Annotated in this window: 23 protein-coding genes; 13 read left to right on the top strand and 10 right to left on the bottom strand. The window is 71.4% G+C overall.

The genetic code is table 11. The features are described 5' to 3' along the window. The first annotated feature begins 10 nt into the window (after window positions 1-10). From NMK44_RS07190 to NMK44_RS07150, 9 genes are all read left to right on the top strand, one after another. On the top strand, window positions 11-991 hold the full coding sequence (locus NMK44_RS07190) for a TauD/TfdA family dioxygenase (protein WP_254739563.1): 981 nt from the start codon (window positions 11-13) through the stop codon (window positions 989-991). A gap of 56 nt (window positions 992-1,047) precedes the next feature. Next, window positions 1,048-2,091: a 2,3-diaminopropionate biosynthesis protein SbnB gene (gene sbnB, locus NMK44_RS07185; protein ID WP_254739561.1), complete on the top strand. Its 1,044-nt coding sequence runs from the start codon at window positions 1,048-1,050 to the stop codon at window positions 2,089-2,091. Window positions 2,092-2,131: 40 nt separating this feature from the next. Then, window positions 2,132-3,142 carry a 2,3-diaminopropionate biosynthesis protein SbnA gene (sbnA, locus tag NMK44_RS07180; protein WP_254739559.1) on the top strand — a complete coding sequence of 337 codons (1,011 nt, stop codon included), beginning with the start codon at window positions 2,132-2,134 and terminating at the stop codon, window positions 3,140-3,142. Window positions 3,143-3,217: 75 nt separating this feature from the next. Then, entirely contained in the window at window positions 3,218-4,846 is a 1,629-nt protein-coding gene (gene serA, locus NMK44_RS07175) for a phosphoglycerate dehydrogenase (protein ID WP_254739557.1), read from the top strand. Between the two features lie 571 nt (window positions 4,847-5,417). Next, window positions 5,418-6,149, top strand: a complete 732-nt coding sequence (locus NMK44_RS07170) for a helix-turn-helix transcriptional regulator (RefSeq protein WP_254739555.1) — start codon at window positions 5,418-5,420, stop codon at window positions 6,147-6,149. Between the two features lie 89 nt (window positions 6,150-6,238). After that, window positions 6,239-7,060 (top strand): helix-turn-helix transcriptional regulator, encoded by an 822-nt coding sequence (locus NMK44_RS07165; RefSeq protein WP_254739553.1) that lies wholly within the window; start codon window positions 6,239-6,241, stop codon window positions 7,058-7,060. A 154-nt stretch (window positions 7,061-7,214) separates the two neighbouring features. After that, on the top strand, window positions 7,215-7,973 hold the full coding sequence (locus tag NMK44_RS07160; RefSeq protein WP_254739551.1) for a thioesterase II family protein: 759 nt from the start codon (window positions 7,215-7,217) through the stop codon (window positions 7,971-7,973). A 26-nt stretch (window positions 7,974-7,999) separates the two neighbouring features. Next, window positions 8,000-8,770 (top strand): IclR family transcriptional regulator, encoded by a 771-nt coding sequence (locus tag NMK44_RS07155; RefSeq protein ID WP_254739549.1) that lies wholly within the window; start codon window positions 8,000-8,002, stop codon window positions 8,768-8,770. Window positions 8,771-8,836: 66 nt separating this feature from the next. Next, window positions 8,837-10,744 carry an AfsR/SARP family transcriptional regulator gene (locus NMK44_RS07150; protein ID WP_254739547.1) on the top strand — a complete coding sequence of 636 codons (1,908 nt, stop codon included), beginning with the start codon at window positions 8,837-8,839 and terminating at the stop codon, window positions 10,742-10,744. 61 nt (window positions 10,745-10,805) lie between these two features. On the opposite strand, the gene NMK44_RS07145 is transcribed toward NMK44_RS07150, so the two are convergent. The 6 genes from NMK44_RS07145 to NMK44_RS07120 form a co-directional block, all read right to left on the bottom strand. Further along, window positions 10,806-11,150: a hypothetical protein gene (locus NMK44_RS07145; protein WP_254739545.1), complete on the bottom strand. Its 345-nt coding sequence runs from the start codon at window positions 11,148-11,150 to the stop codon at window positions 10,806-10,808. 372 nt (window positions 11,151-11,522) lie between these two features. Then, entirely contained in the window at window positions 11,523-12,527 is a 1,005-nt protein-coding gene (locus tag NMK44_RS07140) for a zinc-binding dehydrogenase (RefSeq protein WP_254739543.1), read from the bottom strand. A 103-nt stretch (window positions 12,528-12,630) separates the two neighbouring features. Next, a complete protein-coding gene (locus NMK44_RS07135; protein WP_254739541.1) occupies window positions 12,631-13,128 on the bottom strand; it encodes a hypothetical protein in 498 nt (165 codons plus the stop codon). 13 nt (window positions 13,129-13,141) lie between these two features. Further along, complete coding sequence (locus NMK44_RS07130) at window positions 13,142-13,795, bottom strand: MBL fold metallo-hydrolase (protein WP_254739539.1); 654 nt, start codon at window positions 13,793-13,795, stop codon at window positions 13,142-13,144. After that, on the bottom strand, window positions 13,795-14,880 hold the full coding sequence (locus NMK44_RS07125) for an S-(hydroxymethyl)mycothiol dehydrogenase (RefSeq protein WP_254739537.1): 1,086 nt from the start codon (window positions 14,878-14,880) through the stop codon (window positions 13,795-13,797). The genes NMK44_RS07130 and NMK44_RS07125 overlap by 1 nt, the downstream gene beginning before the upstream one ends. 90 nt (window positions 14,881-14,970) lie before the next feature. Next, window positions 14,971-16,611, bottom strand: coding sequence for a M4 family metallopeptidase (locus NMK44_RS07120; RefSeq protein ID WP_254739535.1), 1,641 nt, complete (start codon window positions 16,609-16,611; stop codon window positions 14,971-14,973). Window positions 16,612-17,233: 622 nt separating this feature from the next. On the opposite strand from NMK44_RS07120, the gene NMK44_RS07115 reads away from it, so the two are divergent. Beyond that, on the top strand, window positions 17,234-17,824 hold the full coding sequence (locus tag NMK44_RS07115) for a Uma2 family endonuclease (protein ID WP_374215246.1): 591 nt from the start codon (window positions 17,234-17,236) through the stop codon (window positions 17,822-17,824). A 43-nt stretch (window positions 17,825-17,867) separates the two neighbouring features. Here NMK44_RS07115 and NMK44_RS07110 read toward each other — a convergent pair whose 3' ends face one another. Then, window positions 17,868-18,701 carry a protein kinase domain-containing protein gene (locus NMK44_RS07110; protein ID WP_254739533.1) on the bottom strand — a complete coding sequence of 278 codons (834 nt, stop codon included), beginning with the start codon at window positions 18,699-18,701 and terminating at the stop codon, window positions 17,868-17,870. A 78-nt stretch (window positions 18,702-18,779) separates the two neighbouring features. After that, the gene (locus NMK44_RS07105; protein WP_254739531.1) at window positions 18,780-19,226 is read right to left on the bottom strand and encodes a UCP032817 domain-containing protein; all 447 of its coding nucleotides are present in this window, start codon (window positions 19,224-19,226) and stop codon (window positions 18,780-18,782) included. 721 nt (window positions 19,227-19,947) lie between these two features. Here NMK44_RS07105 and NMK44_RS07100 point away from each other — a divergent pair. Continuing rightward, window positions 19,948-21,288, top strand: a complete 1,341-nt coding sequence (locus NMK44_RS07100) for an NsdA family TPR-like regulatory protein (protein WP_254739529.1) — start codon at window positions 19,948-19,950, stop codon at window positions 21,286-21,288. Window positions 21,289-21,487: 199 nt separating this feature from the next. Continuing rightward, the gene (locus NMK44_RS07095) at window positions 21,488-22,495 is read left to right on the top strand and encodes an AraC-like ligand-binding domain-containing protein (RefSeq protein WP_254739527.1); all 1,008 of its coding nucleotides are present in this window, start codon (window positions 21,488-21,490) and stop codon (window positions 22,493-22,495) included. Between the two features lie 198 nt (window positions 22,496-22,693). Here the strand turns inward: NMK44_RS07095 and NMK44_RS07090 are convergent, their stop codons facing one another. After that, a complete protein-coding gene (locus NMK44_RS07090; RefSeq protein ID WP_254739524.1) occupies window positions 22,694-23,269 on the bottom strand; it encodes a TerD family protein in 576 nt (191 codons plus the stop codon). A gap of 212 nt (window positions 23,270-23,481) precedes the next feature. Between NMK44_RS07090 and arfB the strand changes: the two genes are divergently transcribed. Next, window positions 23,482-23,910, top strand: coding sequence for an alternative ribosome rescue aminoacyl-tRNA hydrolase ArfB (gene arfB / locus NMK44_RS07085; protein WP_254739522.1), 429 nt, complete (start codon window positions 23,482-23,484; stop codon window positions 23,908-23,910). Window positions 23,911-24,002: 92 nt separating this feature from the next. On the opposite strand, the gene NMK44_RS07080 is transcribed toward arfB, so the two are convergent. Beyond that, window positions 24,003-24,506, bottom strand: a complete 504-nt coding sequence (locus tag NMK44_RS07080; RefSeq protein ID WP_374215245.1) for a flavin reductase family protein — start codon at window positions 24,504-24,506, stop codon at window positions 24,003-24,005. Between the last annotated feature and the right edge of the window lie 8 nt (window positions 24,507-24,514).

Genomic DNA, 24,514 nt, shown 5'->3' with positions numbered 1-24,514 from the left:
GACCCCGACGATGGCCGTGCACGCCCCGCTCCCCCCGGTGGAGGTCCTCGCCGACCGCCCCGCCGTCCTCCGGCTCGACGGGCCGCCGCCCGCCGACCCCGCCGCTTGGGCCGCCGCCCACCGCACCGCGCTGCGCGCGGCCGTCGCCGCACACGGCGCGGTGCTGGTGCGCGGTCTGGGCCTGGCCGACGCGGCCGCGGTGGGCCGTGTCGGCCGGGAGCTGCTGGAGGAGGTGATGGACGAACGGGAGGGGTTCGCCACCCGGCGGCGGCTCGCTGAGGGGGTGTACTCCTCCTCGGAGTGGCCCCCCGACCAGCCGATGTGTATGCATCACGAGCTGAGCTACCGCCGTGAGGTGCCCGCCACCCTGCTCTTCGGCTGCCTCACCGCGCCCGCCTCCGGCGGGATCACCGGGGTGGCCGACTCCCGGACGGTGCTGGAGGCGCTGGACCCGGCGCTGGTGGAACGGTTCGAGCGCACCGGCTGGCGGCTGGAGCGCAGTTACACCGACACCGTGGGCGTGGGGCGCGAGGAGTCCTTCGGCGCCGCGGACCGCGCGGCCATCGAGGCGTACTGCGCCCGGTGGGGCATCGGGACCGCATGGCTGCCGGGCGGCGATCTGCGCACCCGGCAGCGCTCGGCCGCGGTGCTGCGCCATCCGGCCGACGGCCGCCGCGGCTGGTTCAACCAGATCGCGTTCCTCAACGAATGGACGCTGGACCCGGTCGTCCGCGAGTACCTGACCTTCGAGTTCGGCGCGGACGGACTGCCGTTCAACAGCCGTTACGGGGACGGCGGCGCCATCACCGAGGACACCGTGCTGGCCATCAACGGTGTCTACGAGAAGCACACCCTGCGGGAGCCCTGGCGGCCCGGGGACCTGATGGTCGTGGACAACCTGCGGATGGCGCACAGCCGCGAACCCTACGAGGGGGAGCGCGAGATCGCCGTGGTGCTCGGCGATCCGGTACGGGTCCCCGGCCCGGCCTGAGCCACCCCGTCCCCACCGACCGACCGTCACCACCGATGCAATGGATGGAGCCCAACATGTCCCAGCGGTCCGGCGTGCCGCCGTTCGCCGTCATCTCCGGAGCCCAGGTGGACCACGTGCTCTCGGGCCACGAGAAGCAGGTCCTGGAGCTGGTCGAGGAGGTCTACCGGCTGCACGGCGCGGAGCGGACGGTCAATCCGCCGTCGTATTTCTTGCGCTTCCCCGACCGGCCCGGCTCGCGGATCATCGCGCTGCCGGCCTCGGTCGGCGGTGAGCGGCCCACCGACGGACTGAAGTGGATCTCCAGCTTCCCGGAGAACGTGGCCGCGGGTATTCCGCGCGCCTCGGCCGTCCTGATCCTCAACGACCATGACACCGGCTATCCGTTCGCCTGCCTGGAGTCCTCGATCATCTCCGCCGCGCGCACCGCGGCCTCCGCGGCGCTGGCCGCCGACCGGCTCAGCCGGGGCGAGCGGCCGCGGCGGATCGGTTTCATCGGCACCGGGCTGATCGCCCGCTACATCCACACCTATCTGGTGGAGACCGGCTGGAGCTTCGACGAGGTCGGTGTCTTCGACCTGTCCGACCAGCACGCACAGGGCTTCGCCGGATACCTCGGCGCGCGGCCCGGCGCCGCCCCCTCGGTGGTGCACGGCTCCGCGCGGGAGCTGATCGGGGCCAGCGATCTGGTGGTGTTCGCGACGGTGGCGGGCGCCCCGCATATCCACGACCCGGCCTGGTTCGCCCACAACCCGCTGGTGCTCAATGTCTCGCTGCGCGATCTGGCCCCCGAGATCCTGCTCGGCGCCACCAACGTCGTCGACGATGTGGACCACTGTCTGAAGGCGGACACCTCCCCGCACCTGGTGGAACAGCTCACCGGCAACCGGGACTTCATCGCCGGGACCCTGTACGACGTACTGGAGGGCCGGGTGGAGCTGCCCGCCGACCGGCCGCTGGTGTTCTCCCCGTTCGGCCTGGGCGTACTCGACATCGCCCTCGGCCGCTTCGTCCACGACCGGCTGGCCCGCGCGGGCGAGTTGTCGGTGGTGGACGGTTTCTTCCACGAGCTCAGCCGCTACGGGCGGGCCGGCTCGTAAGCGCCGGACAGCGGCGCTCCCAACGAATCGCGGTGATGACGTGCCCGTAATCCAAGCCCCGCACGAGATCAACATGGAGGACCTCTATGTGGATCTCGCCGCGGTGTGCGACCTCCCTGTCTTCCTCAAGTGCGAGAGCTTCAACTTCGCCGGATCGGTGAAGCTGAAGGCCGCCCGGGAGATGGTGCTCGCCGCCGAACGCGACGGGGCGCTGACCCCGGGTTCGGTCATCGTCGAGTCCTCCTCCGGCAACCTCGGTATCGCGCTCAGCATGATCGCGGCCAGCCGGGGCTACGGCTTCCTCTGTGTCACCGACTCGCGCTGCAACCCCGCCAGCCGCCGCCAGATGCAGTCCTTCGGCGCCCAGGTGCTCACCATCAGCCGTCCGGACCGGACCCGGGGACTGCTCGGCGCGCGGATGGACTACGTCCAGCGGCTGGTGGCCTACGACCCCCGCTACGTCTGGCTCAACCAGTACACCAACCCGCACAACTGGTCGGCGCACTACCGCACCACGGCCCCCGCCATCGCCGCCCAGTTCCCGGCGCTGGACGTGCTGTTCGTCGGCGCGGGCACCACCGGCACCCTGATGGGCTGCGCCCGCTGGTTCTGGGAGCACCGCCGGTCGGTGACGGTGGTGGCGGTGGACTCGGTCGGCTCGGTGACCTTCGGCGGTCCGCCCGCGCGGCGGCTGATCCCGGGGCTCGGCGCCGGGGTGCGCCCGCCGCTGCTGGACACCGGACTGGTCGACGACGTGGTGCTGGTGGAGGAGCGGGAGACCATCGAGACCTGCCGGACGATGGCCCGCCGCGGTTTCCTCTTCGGCGGTTCCACCGGGACGGTGGTGAGCGGTGCGCGGCGCTGGCTGGCCGCACGGCCGGGCGGGGAGCGGCTCACCGCGGTGGCCATCGCGCCCGACCAGGGCGACCGCTATCTCGACTCGGTCTACGACCCGGAGTGGGTGGCCGAGCACTACGCCCCCCTGGAGGGGGACGGCGAGCCGCCGGTGCCGCCGGTCCCGGCGGAGCGGCTGGTCGCGGGCGTCGGCTGAGCGCCCCGCCCCGGCCTTGGAGGTCACCGTGATGCCAGGAGTTGTCCCAGCAGGAGTCGTTGGAGGAGGCAAGCCATGGACGAGCCCGTGGTCCACCGGCCCGTCGTACTGATCGCCGAGGAGCTGTCGCCCGCCACCGTGGACGCGCTCGGGCCGGGCGTGGAGGTGCGCCACTGCGCCGGGGCCGACCGTGCGGCGCTGCTCGCCGCGCTCCCCGGAGCCGATGCGGTGCTGATCCGCAGCGCGACCCGGATGGACGCCGAGGCCCTGGCCGCCGCGGACCGGCTGCGGGTGATCGGCCGGGCCGGGGTGGGCCTCGACAACGTCGACGTGCCCGCGGCGTCCGCGGCCGGGGTGATGGTGGTCAACGCCCCCACCTCCAATGTGGTGAGCGCGGCGGAGCTGGCGGTGGGACTGCTGGTGGCGGTGGCCCGCAACATCCCGCAGGCCGACGCGGCGCTCAAGGCGGGACAGTGGCAGCGCTCCCGGTTCTCCGGGGTGGAGCTGGCGGGCAAGACGCTCGGCCTGCTGGGGCTGGGCCGGATCGGCACCCTGGTGGCCCGGCGGATGCGGGCGTTCGAGATGGATGTCATCGCCTACGACCCGTATGTCCAGCCCGCCCACGCGGCCCAGGAGGGCGTGACGCTGGTGCCGCTGGAGGAACTGCTGGAGCGGTCCGAGCTGATCTCGGTCCATCTGCCCCGCACCCCGGAGACCACCGGACTGCTGGGGTTCGAGGCGCTGCACCGGGTCAGACCCGGGGTGCGGATCGTCAACGCGGCCCGTGGCGGCATCGTGGACGAGGCGGAGCTGTACGCGGCGCTCAAGGAGGGGCGGGTGGCCGCGGCGGGCATCGATGTGTTCGCCGTCGAACCATGCCCGGAGTCACCGCTGTTCGAGCTGGACTCGGTGGTGGTCACCCCGCATCTGGGGGCGGGCACCGCCGAGGCCCAGGAGCGGGCGGGGGTGTCGGTGGCCGGCTCGGTGCGGCGGGCGCTGGCCGGGGCGCTGCTGCCGGAGGCGGTCAATGTGCGGGCCGGGGTCATCGCCCCGGATCTCGCGCCATGGCTGGTGCTCACGGAGCGGCTGGCGGGACTGCTGGTCGCGGCCACCGGACGGCTGCCGGGGCGGCTGGAGGCGGTGGGCCGTGGGGAGATCGCCGGCCATGATGTGCGAGTGCTGGAACTGGGCGCGCTCAAGGGCGCGTTGACCGGTCCGGTGGAGGGCGGTGTGTCGTATGTGAACGCCCCGGCGCTGGCCGCCGGACGGGGGCTGGAGGCGGTCGCCACCACCGGCCCGGACGCGCTGGGCTACCGCTCGGCGGTCACGCTGCGGGCGGTCTTCGCCGATGGCTCCGAGGCGTCGGTGACCGGCACGCTCACCGAACCCGGCGGCCGGGCGCTGCTGGTGGAGATCTTCGGGCTGCCGATCGACTTCCCGCTGGGCGGGGAGGCGGTGTTCTTCCGCTGTCCGGACCGGACCGGTGTGCTGGGCGCGCTCGGCGCCGCGCTGGGCGCGGCCGGGGTGAACATCGCCGCGATGCGGCTGGCCAGGACGGCGCCGGGCGAGGACGCCGTGGTGGCGCTGAGCGTGGACGCCCCGGTGCGGCCCGAACCGCTGGCCGAAGCGGCCGGTGACGTGCGGGCGACGCGCTGGTGGACGCTGGGCGACGGCGGATGGGAAATCCGGAGGACGCTTGTATAGATTCCTCTATTCCGCATCCGCCGGAACACCGGAGCAATTGTGCGATGGCCGGACTTTACCGTGGGCTTGACCCCGCGAATGCTCCGGAGGTGGCAGCAACAGGACAGAGAGAGGCGTGATGGTAGCCGAAGGTCGCGAGAGCGGTGCGTAGCGTGATCGGCATGGGGCGAAATAGGGGCGAGTTTCCGGTTGGGCGGCGCAAGTTGCTGACACGGCGGGCGCGCCTCCGCCCGGATGAACGTGAAGTGACCCATAAGAAGCGGACTTTGCCGACTCTTGACCGTTTCCGGTGCGTTGACTGCCGTACACCGCTCAAACTAATCTCGGCCCCGAGCCGCTTGGTGAAGTGTTCCGTGCTTCGCAGCTTTTCCCGTTCACGGAGTTCCGCTCGGATGTTCAGGCGATTCCCGTTGGGTCGGACCCTGGTCACCAGCAATACATTCAAGGGTCAACCGCTGGGTCACTCCTGGTCGATCGACATGCCGTGGGCAGCGCTGTTCGTCGAAACGTCTCGGGGGTAGGCATGACAGGTCCATCGAAGGCATCCGATTCCTCGAGAACGGCCGACAGCGTGGAAGAAGCGCTGCTCCAGGCCCGCGAGTTGATCGAGTCGACGGTGAATCTGCATCGGCGTACCGCCGCCCGGAACTCCATCGTCACCCTCGAACGCGATGAAGCGGTCGTCGCCAACGCCGTCGAGGTGCTCATCAGCCAGGCCCGGCACGGTGTCAGCGCGGCCCTGCCGGAGGGCGGTGACCGCGCCAAGGCGGTCGGCGCCGCCGTCGGACGGCTCACCGCGGGCGGCCGCAAGCGCATTCCCGCCCGGCTGCTGTGCACTCCCGAATCGCTGGGGGAGTCCGCCGTACGGACCGTTGCCGAACGCGGTGGCGCCCATGTGCAGCTCCGGGTCACCGAGGCCGTGGCCGAAACCCTGATCGTGGACGGCCGGGTGGCCATGGTGCGGTCCCGGCTGGAGCGCGGCGGTGAGGAAGTGGTCTCGGTCATCGAGGACCCGGCCCTGGTCCGCGCGCTGGACCTGCTGTTCGCCGGCGCCTGGGGCGGCGCCGTCCAGCCGGCCGAGCACGAGTGGATCAGCGAGCGGCTGCGGACCGAGTCCGCCCGCCGCATCCTGGAGCGGCTCTGCCAGGGCTACACCGACGATGTGGCGGCCCGCGAGGTCGAGGTGTCCCTGCGTACCTACCGCCGCCATGTCGCCGAGATCATGCGCGGTCTCGGCGCCAGTTCCCGCTTCCAGGCGGGGGTACGGGCGGTCGAACTGGGGCTGCTGTCGTCCAACGACTGAGGCGCCGCACCGGCGCGGGGGGACACGGAGCTGAAGAGGGGTTCGGCGGCGCCGTCCGCTGAACGACGACTCACACGGGGGTGAGTGGTGTGTCATCGGTGATGCCCGAACGGGCGCACGGCACCAGTCGGCCGGAACTCGGCCTGGAATCGGTCGATGTCGGCGATGAATTCGAGCAGGAACTCCTGGAAGTCAGCGCGCTGCTGGCCTCCACCGTCGTACGCCGCCGCGACCGGATGCACCAGGGCGCCACGGTCGATGTCATCGAGGGCCAGGACACCGCGGTGGACACCGCGGCACAACTGGTCTCCGACGCCACTACGCGCGTTGATGTGGTGCTCGCCGCCGAGCCCGGCTATTCCCGCGCCGTCCACCAGGCGCTCACCGTACTCCTGGCCGCCGACGGCCACGAGGAGCTGACCGTGCGGCTGCTGTGCACCCCGGCCACCCTCGACTGGCGGTTCGTCAGCGGCCATGTCGGCGAGCCCCGGGTGGAGACCCGGGTCGCCCGGATCCCCGCCCTGGCCGCCGTGATCGCCGACCATGAACGCGCCCTGGTCTGCGCCGATTCCGCGGTCGGCCGCCGGGCGTCGGTCATCCGCTCCGGCGGGGTGATCCGGCCGCTGCTGGCCCTCTTCGACGGGGTGTGGCGCAACGCCGTGGTGGTCTCGGACCGCATCGACTTCGGTGACAAGGGCCGTACCGAGATCGCCCAGCAGATCCTGGAACGGCTGCGCGCCGGGGTCACCGATGACGTCGCCGCCCGGGAACTGGCCATGTCGGTCCGTACCTACCGAAGATATGTGGCCGAAATAATGGCGCTGTTAGGTGCCACCTCGAGATTTCAAGCCGGAGTGCGCGCCGCTGAACTGGGACTGCTGCTCTCGCAATCCCCCGGCAGCCGAAGATGAACCCCCTTTTCTGGTTTTCCGCAACCCGCTGGCAGGTTCATGAAGCCGCGTTGCCGGACGCCGACTCACGCCGCTAGAAAAGACCAGGGGAATCCGGGCGGACCGATCCGTAGGGTGAATCCCGTCAATTCCCGTGCGGGGAGGCGAGCAGACGATGGCCATCGGTGTCGACAGCAGGTGGTTCCGCAGGTACGCCCCGGCCGGGGCGGTCCGCAGAAGGCTGGTCTGTCTGCCCCACGCGGGCGGCTCGGCGGGCTTCTTCCACGGCTGGGGACGGGCGGCCGCCGACGGGACGCTCCCCTCCGGTGTGGAGGTCCTCACCACGCGCTATCCCGGCCGCCAGGAGCGTCTTGAGGAACCGGCCATCGACAGCGTCGAGCGGCTCGCCGACGAAGTGACCGCCGCGCTGCTGCCGTTCACCGACACCCCGCTGACCCTGTTCGGCCACAGCATGGGCTCCTCGGTCGGCTACGAGGTGGCGCTGCGGCTGGAGAGCGGACACGGTATCCGCCTCGACGCGCTCGTCGTCTCCGCCCGCAAGGCACCCCACCAGGTCACCCCCAAGGACACCTACCTCCGCGGCGATGAGGCGCTGCTGGAGGAGATCCGCGGCATCGGCGGCACCGACACCGCGCTGCTGGACCATCCGGAGCTGCGCGCCCTGGTCCTGCCCGCGCTCCGGGCCGACTTCAAGGCCGTGGGCACCTACGGACCGCGTCCCCCGGTCCCGGTCGGCTGCCCCGTCACCGGCCTCGTCGGCGACCGCGACCCCCGCGTCTCCGTGGCCGATGTGCGGGCCTGGGCCGCGGTGGCCCCCGCCGGGTTCGACCTCACGGTGCTGCCCGGAGACCACTTCTACCTCGTCCAGCAGCGGGAGGCGGTCCTCCGCGCGCTGGCCGCCCACCTCGGCTGAGGACGACTGCCATGGCCACCTTGACGATGACAACCACAGTGGACCCGGCCGCGCGGCGGGCGGCCGGTGCCGTCCGGCCCGGCCCGCCCCGGCTGGAGAGCGGCGTCGGCGTACTGGACAAGGCGTCACTGCTGCTGGGCGTGTTGGAGAGCGGTCCGGCCACCCTGGCCACCCTGGTCTCCGCCACCGGTCTCAAGCGGCCCACCGTGCACCGGCTGGCCCTCGCCCTGGAACGGCTGCGGCTGGTCGCCCGGGACCGCGACGGGCGGTTCGCACTCGGCCCGCGCCTGGGCGACATGGTCGTCGAGGCGCGCCACGACCGGCTGCTGCTCACCGCGGAACCCGTGCTCACCGCACTGCGCGAGCGCACCGGCGCCAGCGTCCGGCTCTACCGCCGCCGCGGTGAACTGCGGGTGTGCGTGGCCGCTTCCGAAGCGCTCGGCACCGGGGCCGACACCGTGCCGGTCGGCAGCGCCTTCCCGCTGAAGTCGGGTGCGGTCGCCCAGGTGCTGCTGGCCTGGGAGGAGCCCGAGCTGCTGTACGAGGGGTTGCGCGGCGCCCGGTTCAGCGCCGGCATGCTCTCCGGGGTCCGCCGCCGCGGCTGGGCCCAGAGCTTCGGCGGCTGGGAACCCGCCATGGCCACCGTCGCCGCGCCCGTCCGCGGGCCCGGCGGCCGGGTGATCGCCGCGCTGTCGCTCTCCGGACCGGTCAGCAGACTGACCCGGAACCCCGGGCAGGAGTACGGATCCGACACGATCGGCGCGGCCGTCAGACTCAGCGAACTGTCAGGATGCTGACAGGCTCAAGCCTGGAGGAGTGCAGCTTTGCGGCTGGAATGTGATGGTCAGGAGCGCCCGCCGCACGTGGAGTTCCGGATCCTCGGCCCGGTGCAGGTCCGGGTGGACGGTTCGGCGGTACCGGTCGAGGGGGCCAAACAGCGCACCGTCCTCGCCGCCCTGCTGCTCTCCGGCGGCCGGGTGCTCTCCGACGACCGGCTCAGCGAACTGCTGTGGGGCCCCACCCCGCCGCCGACCCGTACCGCGCAGCTCTACACCTATGTCTCCCGGCTGCGGAAGCGCTGCGGCCCCTGGCTGCGCACCGACCGCCGGGGCAGCGGCTACGCGATGGACACCGGCGACGCCCGCTACGACTGGGACGAGTTCCGGCGGCTGGCAGAACAGGGCCGTACCGCGCTGACCGGAGGCCACTACGCCACCGCGGCCGACCGGCTGACCGCTGCCCTCGCGCTGTGGCGCGGCCCCGCCCTCTCCGATGTCACCGGCCGGCTCAGCGAGGCCGAACTGCCGCGTCTGGAGGAGGCCCGGCTCGCCGCCGTACAGAACCGGATCGAAGCCGAACTCGCCCTGGGCCGCCACGCCCAGTCCGTTCCCGAGCTGACCCGGCTGGTCGCCGAGCACCCCCTCCGGGAGACCCTGCGCTGCCAGTTGATGACCGCGCTGTACCGCTGCGACCGGCAGGCCGACGCGCTGGCCGTGTACGAGCGGGGGCGCCGGGCGCTCCGTGACGAACTGGGCGTGGACCCCGGGTCCGCCCTGCGCCGTCTGCACCGGGAGCTGCTCACCGGTGAGGTGACCGGACCGGCCGCCGCGCCGAAGGCCGTCACCCTCGGCGCCGGACCGCGGGCCGGGGAGGAACCGGGTCCGGCGGGGCGGGGGCCCGGGAGGGGAGCCGCCCTCGCGTCCGCCGTCGCGCCGCCCCCGGCGGACATCTGGGCCGGGCTGGTCCCCGCCATGCTGCCGCCGGACATCGCCGACTTCTCCGGCCGCGCCCAGCCGCTCGCCGAACTCGGCACCGCCCTGGCCGATCCGCACGGCACCGGCGGCATCGTGCTCACCGGCGCCCCCGGCACCGGCACCTCCGCACTGGCGGTGCACGCCGCCCACCGCTGTCGCCGCGCCTTTCCGCACGGCCAGCTCTACGCCGATCTGCGCGCCGAGGACGGCAGCCCCAAGGACCCCTCGGACGTACTCGGCTGGTTCCTGCGCGCCCTGGGCGCCGGTCCTCACGATCTGCCCGCCGCGCTGGACGAGCGGGCCCAGCTCTACCGCAGCCGGCTCGCGGGCCGCCGCGCCCTGGTCGTCCTGGACAACGCGGTGGAGGACCGCCAGGTCCGCCCGCTGCTCGCGGTCGGCGACGGCTGCCGCACCCTGGTCACCAGCCACTCCCCGCTCACCTCGGTGGAGGGCGTACGGCTGGTCAGACTCGGCCCGTTGGACGCGGTGGAGGCGTGCGGGCTGCTGGCCGCGGTCGCCGGATCCGAACGGGTCGCGGCGGAGCCCGAGGCGGCCGGGCGGATCGTGGAGCGCTGCGACGGACTGCCGCTGGCGCTGCGGATCTGCGCGGCCCGGCTGGCCGCCCAGCCGCAGTGGCGGCTGGCCCATCTGGCCAACCGGCTCGGGCCGGTGGACCGGCTGCTGGGCGAACTCTCCCTCGGCAGCCTCGATGTGCGGGCCGCGCTGCGCCGCAGCCACGTCCGGCTGGCCGCCGACGCACGGCACGCCTTCCGCGCGCTGGCCCACCGGTTCGCGGCGGCCTTCACCGCCCGGGACGCGGCGGCCGAGCTGCGCTGGTCCGAGGCCAGCGCGGAGAACGCGCTCGACTCCCTCACCACCGCACGGCTGCTGGAGCTCTCGGCCGAGGGGGACCGCCTGGAGTACCGGTTCCGTTTCCTGGTCCGGCAGTTCGCCCGGGAGCAGGACGCCGCCGAGCCGGAGCTGACCGGCTTCCCCGGTCCCGCGCTGGTGGCCTGAACCCCGGTCGGCGGCCACCGCGCGGTGGCCGCCGACGCCGTCTCACGGTGCGCGCGGTGGTTCAGCCGCAGCCGCCCGCATGGCCTCCGTCGAGGCTGGCGGCCATCACGGAGGTCTCGGCGCGCAGCGCGTCGAGGGTGTCGTTGTGCACGGCGTTGATGAAGAGCGCCACCAGACTGGCCCAGCGGGCGCTGGCGTCGCTCATCAGCGACTGGCCCGCGAGCGACCCGGTGTACTCCGCCCGGTGCGCCGCCAGGGCGAGTTCACTGATCACCTCGGCGAATACCGCCGGGTCGGCCAGATCGCGACCGTCCAGACTCACCATATGGCTGAGCCCGCCCTGCTCCAGCCAGGCCGTGTAGTCGCGTTCCATTCTGGCGAGGATCTCCGTCGTGTCGTTTCCCATGCTTCCTCCCCGGTTTCCCTGCGGGCGCCGACAGCGGTGCCGTGGTACCAGCATGGAATACGCGCCCATCACCGCTCTATTCTCCGGTCCGCACCGGCTATAGACGTTTGATAGATCCCTCCGTGGCGGGCACGGGCACAGGCCGGAGCGGGGCGGAACGGGAGTGGGACGGGGCGTGACATGCGGTGGGCACCGGGGCCCATGGTGCTGCCGGGGACCGGCGGAGTGCGTCCGAGATCGAATTCTTTGACTTGAGATCGCGGGTGCTTTCCCTGCGCTGCTAGTTTCTGAGCCGCCGCCTGGACCCCCGCCAGGCGGCAACTCGGCACGGATATCCGGGCGCCGGGGAATGCCCTTTCCCCGGTAGCCGGTTCAGGGGATGAGGACGACCTTTCCCATCGTGGCGCGGGTCTCCAGCGCCCGGTGCGCGGCGGCGGCCTCGGCGAGCGGGAACCGCTGCACCGCCGGGACCATCCGTCCGGCGGCGGCCTCCGCGAGCGACCGCTCCTCCAGCGTGCGCAGCGGGTCCGGGCCACCGGCCCGCTCCAGCATCGGCGGGCCCAGCACCGGGACGGAGGTGATCCCGCGCTCGGCGAGCTCCCGTTCGTCCAGCTCCAGCGGGCCGCCGCCGGTCAGCCCCGTCGAGGACCAGCCGAAGACCAGATGGCGTCCGCCCCGGCCCAGGAGGCCGATGCCGGCCCGCGCCCGCTCCCCGCCCACCCCGTCGAAGAGCACCGTGGCCGTCCGCCCGGCCAGCGCGGTCCGCACCCGTCCGGGCCACGCCGGGTCGTCGTAGTCCTCGGCGATCCCGGCACCCAGCTCCCGGACGCGCGCCACCTTGGCCGCCCCGCCCGCGAGTCCGACGACGGTGGCGCCCGCGTTCCTCGCGTACTGGACGAGCAACTGGCCGATCCCGCCCGCCGCCGAGGTCACGATCACCACATCGTCCGGGGCCGGCTCCGCGAACTGCAGGATGCCCATGGTGGTGCGGCCGGTACCGATCATGGCGACGGCCTCCGCCTCGTCCAGTCCGTCCGGCAGTTCGTGCAGCTTCCCGGCGGCGACCACGGCCCGTTCGGCGTAGCCGCCGGGGACCATGCCCAGATGGGCGACGACCCGCTTGCCCAGCCAGGCCGGGTCGGTGCCCTCGCCGAGCGCGTCCACCGTGCCCGCGACCTCCCGGCCCGGGACGGTGGGCAGTGCGGGGGCGGTGTGCACGGCGCTGGTCATCCCGGCGCGCAGCGCGGTGTCCAGGAGGTGCACCCCGGCCGCGGCGACCGCGATCCGCACCTGGCCGGGACCGGGCTCGGGGTCCTCGGTCTCCTCCAGGACCAGGTTCTCGGCGGGACCGAAGGCGTGCAGTCGTACGGCGTGCATGGCGCTCTCCCAAGGGCCGGTGGCGCACCGGATGATCGGTGCCCCTGCCCGATGAGCCTCCGACTTCAACAAAGGTTGAAGTCAAGCTGCTGCGGGAGGCGGATCAGACCCGGGGGAATCGGGACTGGAGGTCCCACACCACGGGGTTGTCGTCCAGGCCCTCATGCATGTCCACGAGGTCGGCGATCACATCGTGCAGGAAGTCGCGGGCCTCCCGGCGCAGCGCCGTGTGGTTGAAGGACAGCGGCGGCTCCCCGGCCGGGACCCAGTCGGCGGTGATGTCCACCCAGCCGAACCGCCGCTCGAAGAGCAGCCGGTCGGTGGACTCGGTGAAGTCCAGCTCCGCGTGGACGGGGGTGGCCGAGCGGCTGCCCCGGGGATCCCGGTCGAGCCGCTCCACGATGTCGCACAGCGCCCAGGCGAAGTCGAGCACCGGAACCCAGCCCCAGGCGGTGGACACCTCACGGTCCTCGCGGGTGTCGGCGAGATAGACGTCGCCGCAGAAGAGATCGTGGCGCAGCGCACGCTGGTCCGCGCTCCGGTAGTCCGTCTGCGGCGGGTCCGGGAAGCGGCGGGAGAGGGAGTAGCCCAGGTCGATCACGCCGTCGATGGTGTCATGGGCCGGGAGATGCCCGGCCGCGGGCGATCCACTCGTCCAGGTGCGGGGCCTCGTCGGCGATCGTGGTCGGATCGCCGTGCCCGGTACGCACGACGGTCTGCGGCGGCAGCGCCAGCAGCCGTTCCCGGATCGACTCGATGATCGTCGGGAAGGACGAGTACGAGCGCCCGGTCGCCCCCGGACCGCCCTGGAAGAGCGTGTCCCCGGAGAACACCGTGGTCAGCGCGGGGGCGTGCAGACAGACCGCGCCGGGGGAGTGGCCCGGGGTGTGCAGCACCCGTAGCTGGGTCCCGCCGACGGTGAGCACGTCCCCGTCGGCCAGCGGCTTGTCCGGCGTCCGGTCCGGATGGCGCATCCGCCACAGCACCTCGTCCTCCGGGTGCAGCAGGATCGGCGCGCCGGTGCGGTCGGCGACGGCCGGGGCGGCGTCGATGTGGTCGTCATGGCCGTGGGTGCAGATGATGCCCAGCAGCCTGCGGCCGCCGATGGCCTCGACGATGGCATCCGCGTCATGGGCGGCGTCGATGACATAGACCTCGTGGTCGTCGCCGACGAGCCAGACGTTGTTGTCCACCTCCCAGGTGCCGCCGTCCAGCGAGAAGGTGCCGGAGGTCACGAGGTGGTCGATGCGTACGGGGGGAGGGGTCATCAGAGCGTCACCACCGAACGGAGGACCTCACCGCGGTGCATCCTGGCGAACGCCTCCTCGATGTCGTCCAGGCCGATGGTCTCGCTGACGAACGCGTCCAGGTCGAGCCGGCCCTGCCGGTAGAGGTCGATCAGCATGGGGAAGTCACGGGACGGCAGACAGTCGCCGTACCAGGAGGACTTGAGTGCGCCGCCGCGCCCGAAGACGTCCAGCAGCGGCAGCTCCAGCTTCATCTCCGGGGTCGGGACGCCGACCAGCACCACGGTCCCGGCCAGGTCCCGGGCGTAGAACGCCTGCCGGTAGGTCTCGGGGCGGCCGACCGCCTCGATCACCACATCGGCGCCGTTGCCGTCGGTCAGCTCGCGGATCCGCTCCACCACGTCGCCCTCGGTGGCGTTGAGGGTGTGGGTGGCACCGAGCCCGCGCGCCCACTCCAGCTTCCGGTCGTCCACATCCACTGCGATGATCTTCGCGGCGGCGGCCAGCCGGGCCCCGGTGACCGCCGCGGCGCCCACGCCGCCGCAGCCGATGACGGCGACCGAGTCGCCGCGCCCGACCGCGCCGGTGTTGATCGCGGCGCCGATCCCGGCCATCACCCCGCAGCCGAGCAGCCCCGCGGCGGCGGCCGATGCCTCCGGGTCCACCTTGGTGCACTGCCCGGCCGCCACCAGCGTCTTCTCGGCGAACGCGCCGATGCCGAGCGCGGGCGTCAGCGCGGTGCCGTCGGTCAGCGTCATGGGCTGCGACGCGTTGTGGGTGTTGAAGCAGTACCAGGGACGGCCGCGGCGGCAGGCGCGGCACTCACCGCAGACCGCCCGCCAGTTGAGCACCACGAAGTCGCCGGGCGCCACCTCGGTGACCCCTTCGCCGACGGACTCCACGGTCCCGGCCGCCTCATGGCCGAGCAGGAAGGGGAAGTCGTCGTTGATACCGCCTTCCCGGTAGTGCAGATCGGTGTGGCAGACACCGCACGCCTGGACCCGCACCACGGCCTCGCCGGGGCCGGGGTCGGGGATCACGATCGTCTCGATCCTGACCTTCTCGCCTTTTCCGGGGGCCACCACGCCGCGTACCTGTTGAGTCATGGGAGCAGCGTAAGTGCCGATCAACGGTGACGACAGGAACGGACCGCACCGGTTTTCCGGTGCGGTCCGCGTCGCGCTGTCAGCCGTTTCTCACCGGACGTTGATCGCGGTCCAGGCCGCCGCGACCGTCTTGTACTCGGTGGAGGTGGAGCCGTAGAGGTCACGCGCCGCGCTGAGGGTGGCGGTGCGGGCCTGGGCGTACTTCGAGGTGGAGGTCAGGTACGTGGTCAGCGCCCGGTACCAGATCCGGACGGCCTTGTCCCGGCCGATCCCGGTGATCCTGGAGCCGTCGTACGTCGGGCTGTTGTAGCTCACGCCGTTGATGGTCTTCGCGCCGCTGCCCTCGGACAGCAGGTAGAAGAAGTGGTTGGCGGGCCCGGAGGAGTAGTGCACGTCGATCCCGCCGAGCGAGGAGGACCAGTAGTCCTTGGAGGCGCCGTCCTTGCTGGGCTTGTCCTGGTAGCGCAGCGGGGTGCCGTCACCGTTGATGTCGATCTTCTCGCCGATGAGGTAGTCACCGGGGTCGGCGGAGTTGGTCGAGTAGAACTCGACGGCGGTGGCGAGGATGTCGGAGGTGGCCTCGTTGAGACCGCCGGACTCGCCGCTGTAGTTGAGCTTGGCGGTGGCCGCGGTGACACCGTGGGTCATCTCGTGACCGGCCACGTCCAGCGAGGTCAGCGGGTTGGCGTTGCCCGAACCGTCGCCGTAGGTCATGCAGAAGCAGGAGTCCTGCCAGAACGCGTTCACGTAGTTGTTGCCGTAGTGGACGCGGGAGTACGAGCCGACGCCGTCGTTGCGGATGCCGTTACGGCCCAGCACCTTCTTGTAGAAGTCCCAGGTCTGCCCGGCGCCGTAGTGGGCGTCCACCCCCGCGGTCTGCCGTCCGCCGCCCCAGCGGTCGTCCGCGTCGGTGAACAGGGTGCCGGTGCCCGAGGTGCCCTGCTTCAGGTCGTAGGTCTTGTGGCTGCCGCGGGTGCCGTCGTTCAGGGTGTAGCCGGACCCGCTGCGGGTGGTGCCCAGTGACACCGTGCCGCTGTACTGGCTGGTTCCGGTGCCGGTCTCCACGGCCTCGTCCTGGAACAGCCGCTTGCCGGTCGTGGCGTCGGTGATGATGTGCAGCTCGCTGGGGGTGCCGTCGTGCTGGGTGCCGGTGACGACGGTCTCCCAGGCCAGCACGGGCTCGCCGGTGGCCGCCCAGATCACCTTGCGCGGCGAACGGGTGCGCCGCGGGTCGTCCGAGTCGGCCGCGCCCTTCGCGGCCTTCAGCGCCGTCTTCAGCGCGGCCTTCTCGGCGGTGGCGGCCGATATGCCCGCCGTGGTGCTGTCCACCGCGATCCGCGCGCCGGTCGCCTTGGTGACGGAGCGCTTGCCGCTCTTCTTCTCATGGACCACCAGGTCACCGCCGAGCACGGGCAGTCCCGCGTAGGTGCGCTCGTAGCGGGTGTGGACGGTCCCGTCCGCGTCCTTGATGACATCGCGGACGAGGAGCTTCTCCTTGGCCCCGAGTCCGAGGGACTCCGCCTGCGCGGAGGCGTCGGCCTGTGCCGCCTTGATCGCGGTGGTCCGCTGCGCGGCGCTGAGCTGGAGCGCGGACGCCCCTGCCTGGTCCGCGCGGTCCGGCTGGGCGCTGGCCTGGCCGGTCTGGACACCGATGACCACCATGGCGGCGGAGGCGATGAACGCCGCCGCACGGACGGTCCGTCTGCGGGGGGAGGAAGCGTTGGGTCTCACTCGGTCTCCTTGCTTGGGGGCCACCGGTTCGTGGCCCTGTGTAGGGGGTTCGGACAGCCGTGGGTGGACCGTCCGGTACAGCAGGAGTGGTGCGTGAGGTACGGCCTTACCGACGCGTTTGCCGATGCGCGTGGCGAGGTCGAGCAGAGACTGTCACCGAACGACCGGTTCTGACAGGTCCGTAACAAGGATTTGACTTGGGCTTGTTGATACAGGGGCGAAATCGGTCAGCTTCTGATGCGTAACGGCGCCCGGAGTATGGCGACTTATCGCCCCATCGACATCCGGATCACCCGCCCCCGGGTGGCACCTTTCAGCCCCCACCGGGGGTTTCACCCCCGGCGATCCCCCGGGCGCGCCCACCGGATCACGGGATGGCGCATTCGTTTGACCCCGTAGTTTATTTGGTTGACGCGCTGTCGGACGCGGACCGGGCCCCGCGCTCCCGGGCGCCTGCCGCCGTCTGCGCGGCAGACGCGGACCACCTGCGCATGGGGGCTCGGCGCGAGGTCACGGGGCAGGGAGGCACCCTGTCCATCACCCATTCGGGTGGCATGCGATCCAGTCGGTCACGGTCACTCGCCTACGCTGGAATCGTCGCTCCGTACGAAGGAGGTCCACCGTGGCACTGACGGCTCCCGAGCGTGCACCCCACACGGGAGGCGGCGGGTGCGCCACCTCATCGGTCGAGGACGCCTTCGAGGCGTTGAGCGCGGCAGCTCCAGAGGGGTGGCGCGTGGAACTGATCGAAGGGGAGATCCACGTGGTGCCTCCGGCGAATGGGGAGCACGAAGAGATCGTGTCGGAAGTGTCCGGTCAGGTGCGGGACCACCGGAAGGACCTGGGGCGCTACACCGGCATCGGACTGCTCGTGCCCGGCGCCTCCCCCGCGGGCAGAGTGGTTCCCGATCTGGTCGTCGCGCCGAAGGGCAGTTTCAGTGACGCCCTCGAGTACCACGCCCCCGGTCCCGCGATGCTCGTCGGCGAGGTCACCTCACCCTCGACCGCCGACAACGACCGCGGGCCGAAGCTGCGCGGGTATGCCCGGTCGGGTATCCCGTTCTATCTGCTGATCGACCGTGGGCGGGGACAGGCGGTCCTGCACAGTCTGCCGACCGGGACGCGCTACACCCGCAAGGTCGAGGTCGACCTCTCCCAGCCGCTCTCCCTGCCCGAACCCCTCGGATTCGACCTGGACACCAGCGAGTTCTGACCCGGCGGACATCGCTGTCCGCCGGAGTGGCGATCAGGTGGGCTCACCGCGCGTCGCTCAATATCGCACAGACCTCGCCACTCGTCGGCCGGTCGGCGGGGTCCGGGCTCAGCATGGCCTCGATGAGCCCGCCGAGCACCCCGGGTACGTCCACCGGCCGATGCGGTCCGTCCACGATGGCCTGCCGCTGTTCCGCGCGGCTCGCGTCGTCGGGATACGGGACATGACGCAGCCCCGTGGCGCTGATGAAGAGCGAGGCGCCGAGCGCGTAGACGTCCGACGCCGTACTCGGAGTGGCCGTGCCGGTCTCCAGCACGCTCCGCGAGATCTCCGGACTCTCGTAGTGGACCAGACAGCCCCGGTAGCGGAAGTCATAGGCGGCCGGGACCTCCCCACCGTGCGCCAGGGCGAGATCGATGAGCGCCGTCCCGCCCGCCCCGATGATCAAGTGCGCGGGCTGGACGTCCCCGTGCACCCATCCCGTGGCGTGCAGGGCGGCCACGGCCCGCGCGCAGGAGAGCGCGTCGGCGAGGTCGGGTTCGGACGAGGCCCCTTCGGCACGGTGCGGCCGCCACCTGTCGTACAGGCTGATGCCCTGGTGCCAGGGCTGTACGTTCCAGGTCCCGTGCTCCCAGTCGCCGTAGCTCACCTCTCCGCGGCCGAGCTGCCGCAGGACGACCCCCTCACGGGCGGGGGCCAACGCGGTCCATGCGTGCGGCACGCTGGGATACCCGAGCTTCACGGCGTACCGTCCCCGCTCCGTCCCGACGTCCCAGACGGTCGATCCCCGCCGATCGAGCACCAGCCGCCGCTCGTGGGGATCCAGCGCCGCCGAGACGTCGGCGGGGATCTCGTACGGTGCTTCGACGGCGGCCATGGATCCGGTCCTCTCACGAAACGGGCCGACCCCCGGTCCAGGTTGAGGGCCGGCCCGTCCTATGTCACCGGCCGGAGACTACTCCGACTGCCCGTACGGCCGTCCGCAGTCGGAATCGCACTGGGCGGCGTTCTCGCCCCGCACGGTCCACAGGGCGTCGACGACCATGAAGCCTGCCGCCTTCATGGCATGGGCACCGGTGGTGACCGCTTCCAGAGTCCGCCCGGGTCCGCCGGGAGCGGGATTGTGGTGCAGGTAGCGACCGGCGTGCGCGTGGCAGAACCGCGCGTACTCCTGGGTGTGCAGGATGAACGCGTGTAAGCCCAGGTCCACGTCGTCGGACGGCACCATGGCCGTGCTCGCTGTCGCCGCTGTGGCGATGAACGCGATGGCCTGGTCGGCGATCCGCTCGGCGCGCTCCCAGGGCTGTGCGTCGTGGACGGCCACGAAGTGGGCGATGCTGTCGAACAGTTCCTCGCTGACCAGTGATCGGCCGGTCCGCTGATCGTTGGCTACTGCTGTCATGACGGTGTTCCCTTCGTGGTCCAGCCTGGTGTGCCGCCCTCGTCCTCGGCGTCGGAACGCGCTCGTGCTCCCTCGGGGAACGTGACGTTCTGGAAGTCGGTCGTCCACTCCTGTCCACCTCTCATGGGGCGGAGGAATGCGACGCGCGGGCCCGGCATCCGGTGGTCGAAGATGAGCTCTTTGGCGTCGCAGATGGCCTGGAGGACGCCTACACGTCCCGTGGCGGTGTCATAGGCTTCCTGGCCCGGTCGGGGCCGCGCGGTGCTCACCGAGCCCCCAGCGTCCGTAGGTGCTCGTGCCGGAGGACGTACAGCGGAACCGGGTCCGTGTCCCAGGCGATGGGGAAGCGATCCCCGGCAGGGAGACGCGGCAGGCGCAGCGTGGGGGGATCCGCGCGGTCGACAACGGCGGGTAGGCGCACCGGGGCGGTGGTGTACTCCCGCAGGGGTGCGGGTGCGGGCGCGGGATGTGCGGGATACGCGAGCCCGAGGGCGGGCCGTAAGGTTTCTCGCCACCGCACCATGAACCGGGCGATACGCTCACGCATGTTGACGCTCCTCTTCAGCTCTACGGCGTTGACCATGCCCCCGGGCCGGTGCCACGGCCGCGGGGGTGCTCTCTCGCTCTATGCAACCGGTCCGCTACGCATCGCGGTACGGTGATGCGCGCAGCAGCTTTTAAAAGCTTTAAGCGCCGTGCTTTGCCGAGGAGTTGAGCGCGAGTGAGTCAGCGTGATCCCAACGCCGGTCTGGAGCGGTTGTTCCGGGCGACCGGATGGACGTTGCGGCAGTGGGTCCAGGAGATCAACCGCATCGGCACGGAACGCGGTACACCGCAGAAGTACCGGGAACCCTCCGCTCATCAGTGGCTTCGCGGGCATCTGCCCAAAGAGGCCACCCGGCCGCTGATCCTGGAAGCGTTCGCCCGGAAACTGGGCCGCCCGATCACGCACGCCGAATCGGGATTCCCCGTGACCGCCGATGAGTCGAACGCCCGCCCGAGTACCGTGGAGGGGTTGGTCGACTTGGGGAGGCAGGACATGGACCCCTCACGCCGCAGCGTCCTTGGCGCGAGTCTTTTCTCCGTCGCGTTGACCGTGCCGCACTGGCCCGATGTCGTGGGACGGATGGAAGCGGCAGGGAAGGGGCGGGTCCAGCGGGCCGGAATGGCCGACGTGGACATGGTCACGGCCATGACCGAGCGCATCTCCGAAGCGGACGACCAATTCGGCGGACGGCATGCCCGCCCCATGGCGGCGGCGTTCCTGGTGAACACTGTCGTGCCCTATCTGAAGGCGGACGCCCCCGAGGCCGTGCGCAAGGCGATGATGTCGGCCGCCTCCGATCTCTGCTATCTGACGGGTTGGATGGCTGTTGATGAGGGGCTGCACGGCCTGGCGCAGCGGTATTACGTCAAGGCGTTGGAGCTGGCCGGGGCTTCGGAAGACCATCTGACCTACTGCACGACGTTACGCGGGATGAGCGTCCAGGCGGTCGACCTCGGCCACGGCCGCGAGGCCATGCGATTGGCGGACGCCGCCGCTTCGGCGTCGCCCAAGGCCGGGCCCAGGATGCGAGCGTTTCTGGCGGGCCAGCAGGCCCATGCCGCGGCGCAGATCGGTGAGCGTGAGACGGCTCTGCTGCGTCTGCGTGAGGCGGAGTCGGCCATGGACAAGGCGGAGTCCAGGGAGAAGGCGTTCGGCTCCTATGACCCGGCGTCGATGAATTACCACATCAGTCAGGTGCGCTTCGAGCTGGGCGATATCCACGGGTCGATCGCGGCTATGCAGCAGTCGGACGCACTGCGATACAGCGTCTATCGCCGTACGGGTGTCCGCCACCGAGCCATGCTCGCCGAGCGTCAGATGCAGGTGGGCCATCTGGAGGCCGCCTGCGCGACCTGGCACCAGGCCCTGGACGACTACCCGCTGGTCCAGTCGGGCCGAGCGGACGAGCGTATGCGTGTGATGGCGGGGCTCCTCCGTCCGCATCTGAAGAACCGAGTCGCCCGGGAGCTGCGCGAGCGGGCTCGGACGGTGGCGCCCGCTTCGTTCAGCGCGTAGGGACGCGGCTCCTCCCGTCGGCGGAGGCCATCGCGGCGCGTCGTGGCCCCATGTCCGGTGACAGAGGCCGAATGTGCCCGTGTCGATGTCATGTCCCCGCCTTGTGATGGACTCGAATGGAGTTGGTACGGCTGGATTGGAACCCGCCCCGGTGCCCTGGCCAGGGCAGGGGCGGGAGATGAGGGGAGGCGGCGGCGGGATGCTGAACGAGACCGTGTTCCGGACCGAGGGACTGCACGGGGCGGACCGGTTCGACTTCTGGTGCGAGCGCGTCGGGCGGACCCATGCGCCACTGGATCTGTACAGCCCCCATGCGGCGGACTACCAGGCGCGGCAGCGGGTGCTTGACCTCGGCGCGGTGTATGTGTGGCCCACGACCCACCAGGCCATCCGCTTTCGCCGGACCACGAAGCTCATTCGCCAGTCCGACCCCGAGCAGTACCACATCGGGATTCCGATACACGGCACCAACCACATTTCCTGGGACAACGAGAACGCCGTGTACGGCGCCCGCGAGATACAGGTCTTCGACAGCTCACGGGCTTTCCAGGTCTATTCCTCCAACGGGGCCGAGCAGTTCACGGGGATCGGGATCGAAGTCCCCAAGGCCGTGCTGCCCCTGCCGCAGAACAGAATGGACGGGCTGTTCGCCCGCGGAATGTCCGGACGGGAGGGATTCGGCGCCCTGCTCCTGCAGTTCCTCACCCAGCTCTCGTCGGACACCAGTTGTTATCTGCCGTCCGACGGGCCCCGGCTGGGCGGGGTGGTGATCGATCTGCTGTCCTCGCTCTTCGCGCACACCCTGGAGGCGGACGGCGCGCTCCCGCCGGAAACCCGCACCCGGAGCCTGGTGCTGCGCATCCGGGCCCATGTGCAACGGCATCTGCACGATCCGGAGTTGACGCCGACGTCGATCGCCGCCGCGCACCACATCTCGATCAGCTATCTGCACCGCCTCTTCCAGGGCGAGCACGAGACCGTGGCGGCCTGGATCCGCTCGCAGCGGCTGGAGCGGGCACGCCGTGACCTGGGCGATCCGGGGATGGCCGCCACCCCCGTCCACGCCGTCGCCACCCGCTGGGGCTTCCCCCGCGCCGCCGATTTCACCCGCGCCTTCCGCACCGCGTACGGCGTACCGCCCAGCGACTACCGGCGGCAGGCCCTCCACGTCCCCGGCGCGGCCGTGCCGTCGACTCCCTGCTCATAACAGTGGACGCTGTGCGCATGACGTCCGGCGCGCCCTCCACCATGCTGGACGGCGGCGGGCCGCCCGGCGGGCGGCCCATGACGACCGGCGGGGAGATACGGGGGTTCTCCTTGCGGTTGAGCCACCACGGCCGAGGGCCGGATCCCGCTGCAGCGGGATCCGGCCCTCGTGTTACGCACACGTGGTTCCGGCGGAACGTCAGACGTTGACGCCGAAGTCCTGGGCGATGCCGGCCAGGCCGGCCGCGTAGCCCTGGCCGACGGCGCGGAACTTCCACTCCGCGCCGTTGCGGTAGAGCTCGCCGAAGACCATGGCGGTCTCGGTGGCGGCGTCCTCGCTCAGGTCGTAGCGCGCGATCTCGGTGCCGCCCGCCTGGTTGACGATGCGGATGAACGCGTTGCGCACCTGGCCGAAGTTCTGGCTGCGCGACTCGGCGTCGTAGATCGAGACCGGGAAGACGATCTTCTCGATGTCGGCGGGCAGACCGGCCAGGTTGACGTTGATCTGCTCGTCGTCGCCCTCGCCCTGGCCGGTGACGTTGTCACCGGTGTGGACGATGGTCTGGTCCGGGGTGGCCTTGTTGTTGAAGAACACGAAGTGCTGGTCGGAGTAGACCTTGCCGTTCGTGTTCACCGCGATGGCGCTGGCGTCCAGGTCGAAGTCGGTGCCCGTGGTGGTGCGGACGTCCCAGCCGAGGCCGACCGTGACGGCGGTCAGGCCCGGTGCCTCCTTGGTGAGCGAGACGTTGCCGCCCTTGGACAGGCTTACAGCCATGGGGAGTCCCTTTCGTGGTCTCGATGAATCCGAGCGTCGGGCTTCGTACCGGACGAAGCTACCGTCACCCTCCACAACGCCATCAGGGCGGTGTCGGGTTCCAGCTCTCTTTACTTTCTTTGCCAAATCCTGATGCCGGGCCGGGACGCCGTACCGGGAACGGACCGCAAAACGAGGTGACGGGGGCCGTGTGGACACGGGACCATGGGGCCATGTCCGCGCCCTATGTCATCCGTGGCTCGGTCTCCCTGCCGGAGGCCGAGCTGATGTGGCGTTTCTCGCGGTCCTCCGGGCCCGGCGGACAGCACGTCAACACCAGCGACAGCCAGGTCGAGCTGCGCTTCGACCTCGGCCGCACCACGGCGCTGCCGCCGGTGTGGAAGGAGCGCGCGCTGGAGCGGCTGGCCGGACGGCTGACCGACGGCGTGGTGACCGTACGGGCGTCCGAGCACCGCTCCCAGTGGCGCAACCGCGAGACCGCCGCCGTGCGGCTGGCCTCGCTGCTCGCGGAGGCCACCGCGCCGCCGCCGAAGCCGCGCCGGGCCACCCGGATCCCGCGCGGGATCAATGAGCGGCGGCTGCGGCAGAAGAAGCAGCGGAGCGACACCAAGCGCGGCCGCTCCGGCCGCGACTGGCACTGACCCGCGCCCCGGCGCCGGAAAGCACCCCCGGCACCGGAAAGCACCCGAACGCGCCCTCCGGCTGACGGGTCGCGCGTCGTCCCGGCCCCGGGTCAGTCCATCGTCCGGTAGCGGCCGCGGAAGTACATCAGGGGGCCGCCCTCGGCGCCCGTCGGCGTGGCCGCCGTCAGGACGCGGCCGACCACCAGGGTGTGGTCACCGGCGGTCATCCGCTGTTCGGTGCGGCACTCCAGCGTGGCCAGCGCGCCCGCGGCCAGCGGCGCCCCGCTCGCCGTGCCCCGTACGACCGGCATGTCGTCGAAGAGCAGTCTGTCGCTGATGCGCCCCTTCATCGCGAAACGTCCCGCGATATGCCGCTGACTTTCCGCCAGGACCGAGACCGCCCAGAGCGGCTGCCGCTCCAGCAGGTCGTCCATCCGGGAGCCGTTGCGCACGCTCACCATCGCCAGCGGCGGATCGAGCGACACGGACATGAACGCGGTGGCCGTCATACCGACGTCCTCACCGCGTGGCCCCTCCTCGGGGTCGTGCGCGGTCACCAGCACCACGCCCGCGGCCAGGCGGGACAGCGCGGCCCGGAAATCGTCCTCACTCACCCCACCAG

It is taken from the genome of Streptomyces cucumeris (assembly GCF_024295805.1).
GTDB lineage: Bacteria > Actinomycetota > Actinomycetes > Streptomycetales > Streptomycetaceae > Streptomyces > Streptomyces cucumeris.
Note: the sequence above shows the minus strand (reverse complement) of the source record. Positions and strands in the feature narration are given on the sequence as shown.

Bases quoted from the DNA above. Each gene is read 5' to 3' on its own strand.
- NMK44_RS07190 (WP_254739563.1), top strand. From the start codon at position 11: ATGGCCGTGCACGCCCCGCTCCCCCCGGTGGAGGTCCTCGCCGACCGC.
- sbnB (WP_254739561.1), top strand. From the start codon at position 1,048: ATGTCCCAGCGGTCCGGCGTGCCGCCGTTCGCCGTCATCTCCGGAGCC.
- serA (WP_254739557.1), top strand. From the start codon at position 3,218: ATGGACGAGCCCGTGGTCCACCGGCCCGTCGTACTGATCGCCGAGGAG.
- NMK44_RS07160 (WP_254739551.1), top strand. From the start codon at position 7,215: ATGGCCATCGGTGTCGACAGCAGGTGGTTCCGCAGGTACGCCCCGGCC.
- NMK44_RS07155 (WP_254739549.1), top strand. From the start codon at position 8,000: ATGACAACCACAGTGGACCCGGCCGCGCGGCGGGCGGCCGGTGCCGTC.
- NMK44_RS07145 (WP_254739545.1), bottom strand. From the start codon at position 11,150: ATGGGAAACGACACGACGGAGATCCTCGCCAGAATGGAACGCGACTAC.
- NMK44_RS07140 (WP_254739543.1), bottom strand. From the start codon at position 12,527: ATGCACGCCGTACGACTGCACGCCTTCGGTCCCGCCGAGAACCTGGTC.
- NMK44_RS07130 (WP_254739539.1), bottom strand. From the start codon at position 13,795: ATGACCCCTCCCCCCGTACGCATCGACCACCTCGTGACCTCCGGCACC.
- NMK44_RS07125 (WP_254739537.1), bottom strand. From the start codon at position 14,880: ATGACTCAACAGGTACGCGGCGTGGTGGCCCCCGGAAAAGGCGAGAAG.
- NMK44_RS07110 (WP_254739533.1), bottom strand. From the start codon at position 18,701: ATGGCCGCCGTCGAAGCACCGTACGAGATCCCCGCCGACGTCTCGGCG.
- NMK44_RS07105 (WP_254739531.1), bottom strand. From the start codon at position 19,226: ATGACAGCAGTAGCCAACGATCAGCGGACCGGCCGATCACTGGTCAGC.
- NMK44_RS07095 (WP_254739527.1), top strand. From the start codon at position 21,488: ATGCTGAACGAGACCGTGTTCCGGACCGAGGGACTGCACGGGGCGGAC.
- NMK44_RS07090 (WP_254739524.1), bottom strand. From the start codon at position 23,269: ATGGCTGTAAGCCTGTCCAAGGGCGGCAACGTCTCGCTCACCAAGGAG.
- arfB (WP_254739522.1), top strand. From the start codon at position 23,482: ATGTCCGCGCCCTATGTCATCCGTGGCTCGGTCTCCCTGCCGGAGGCC.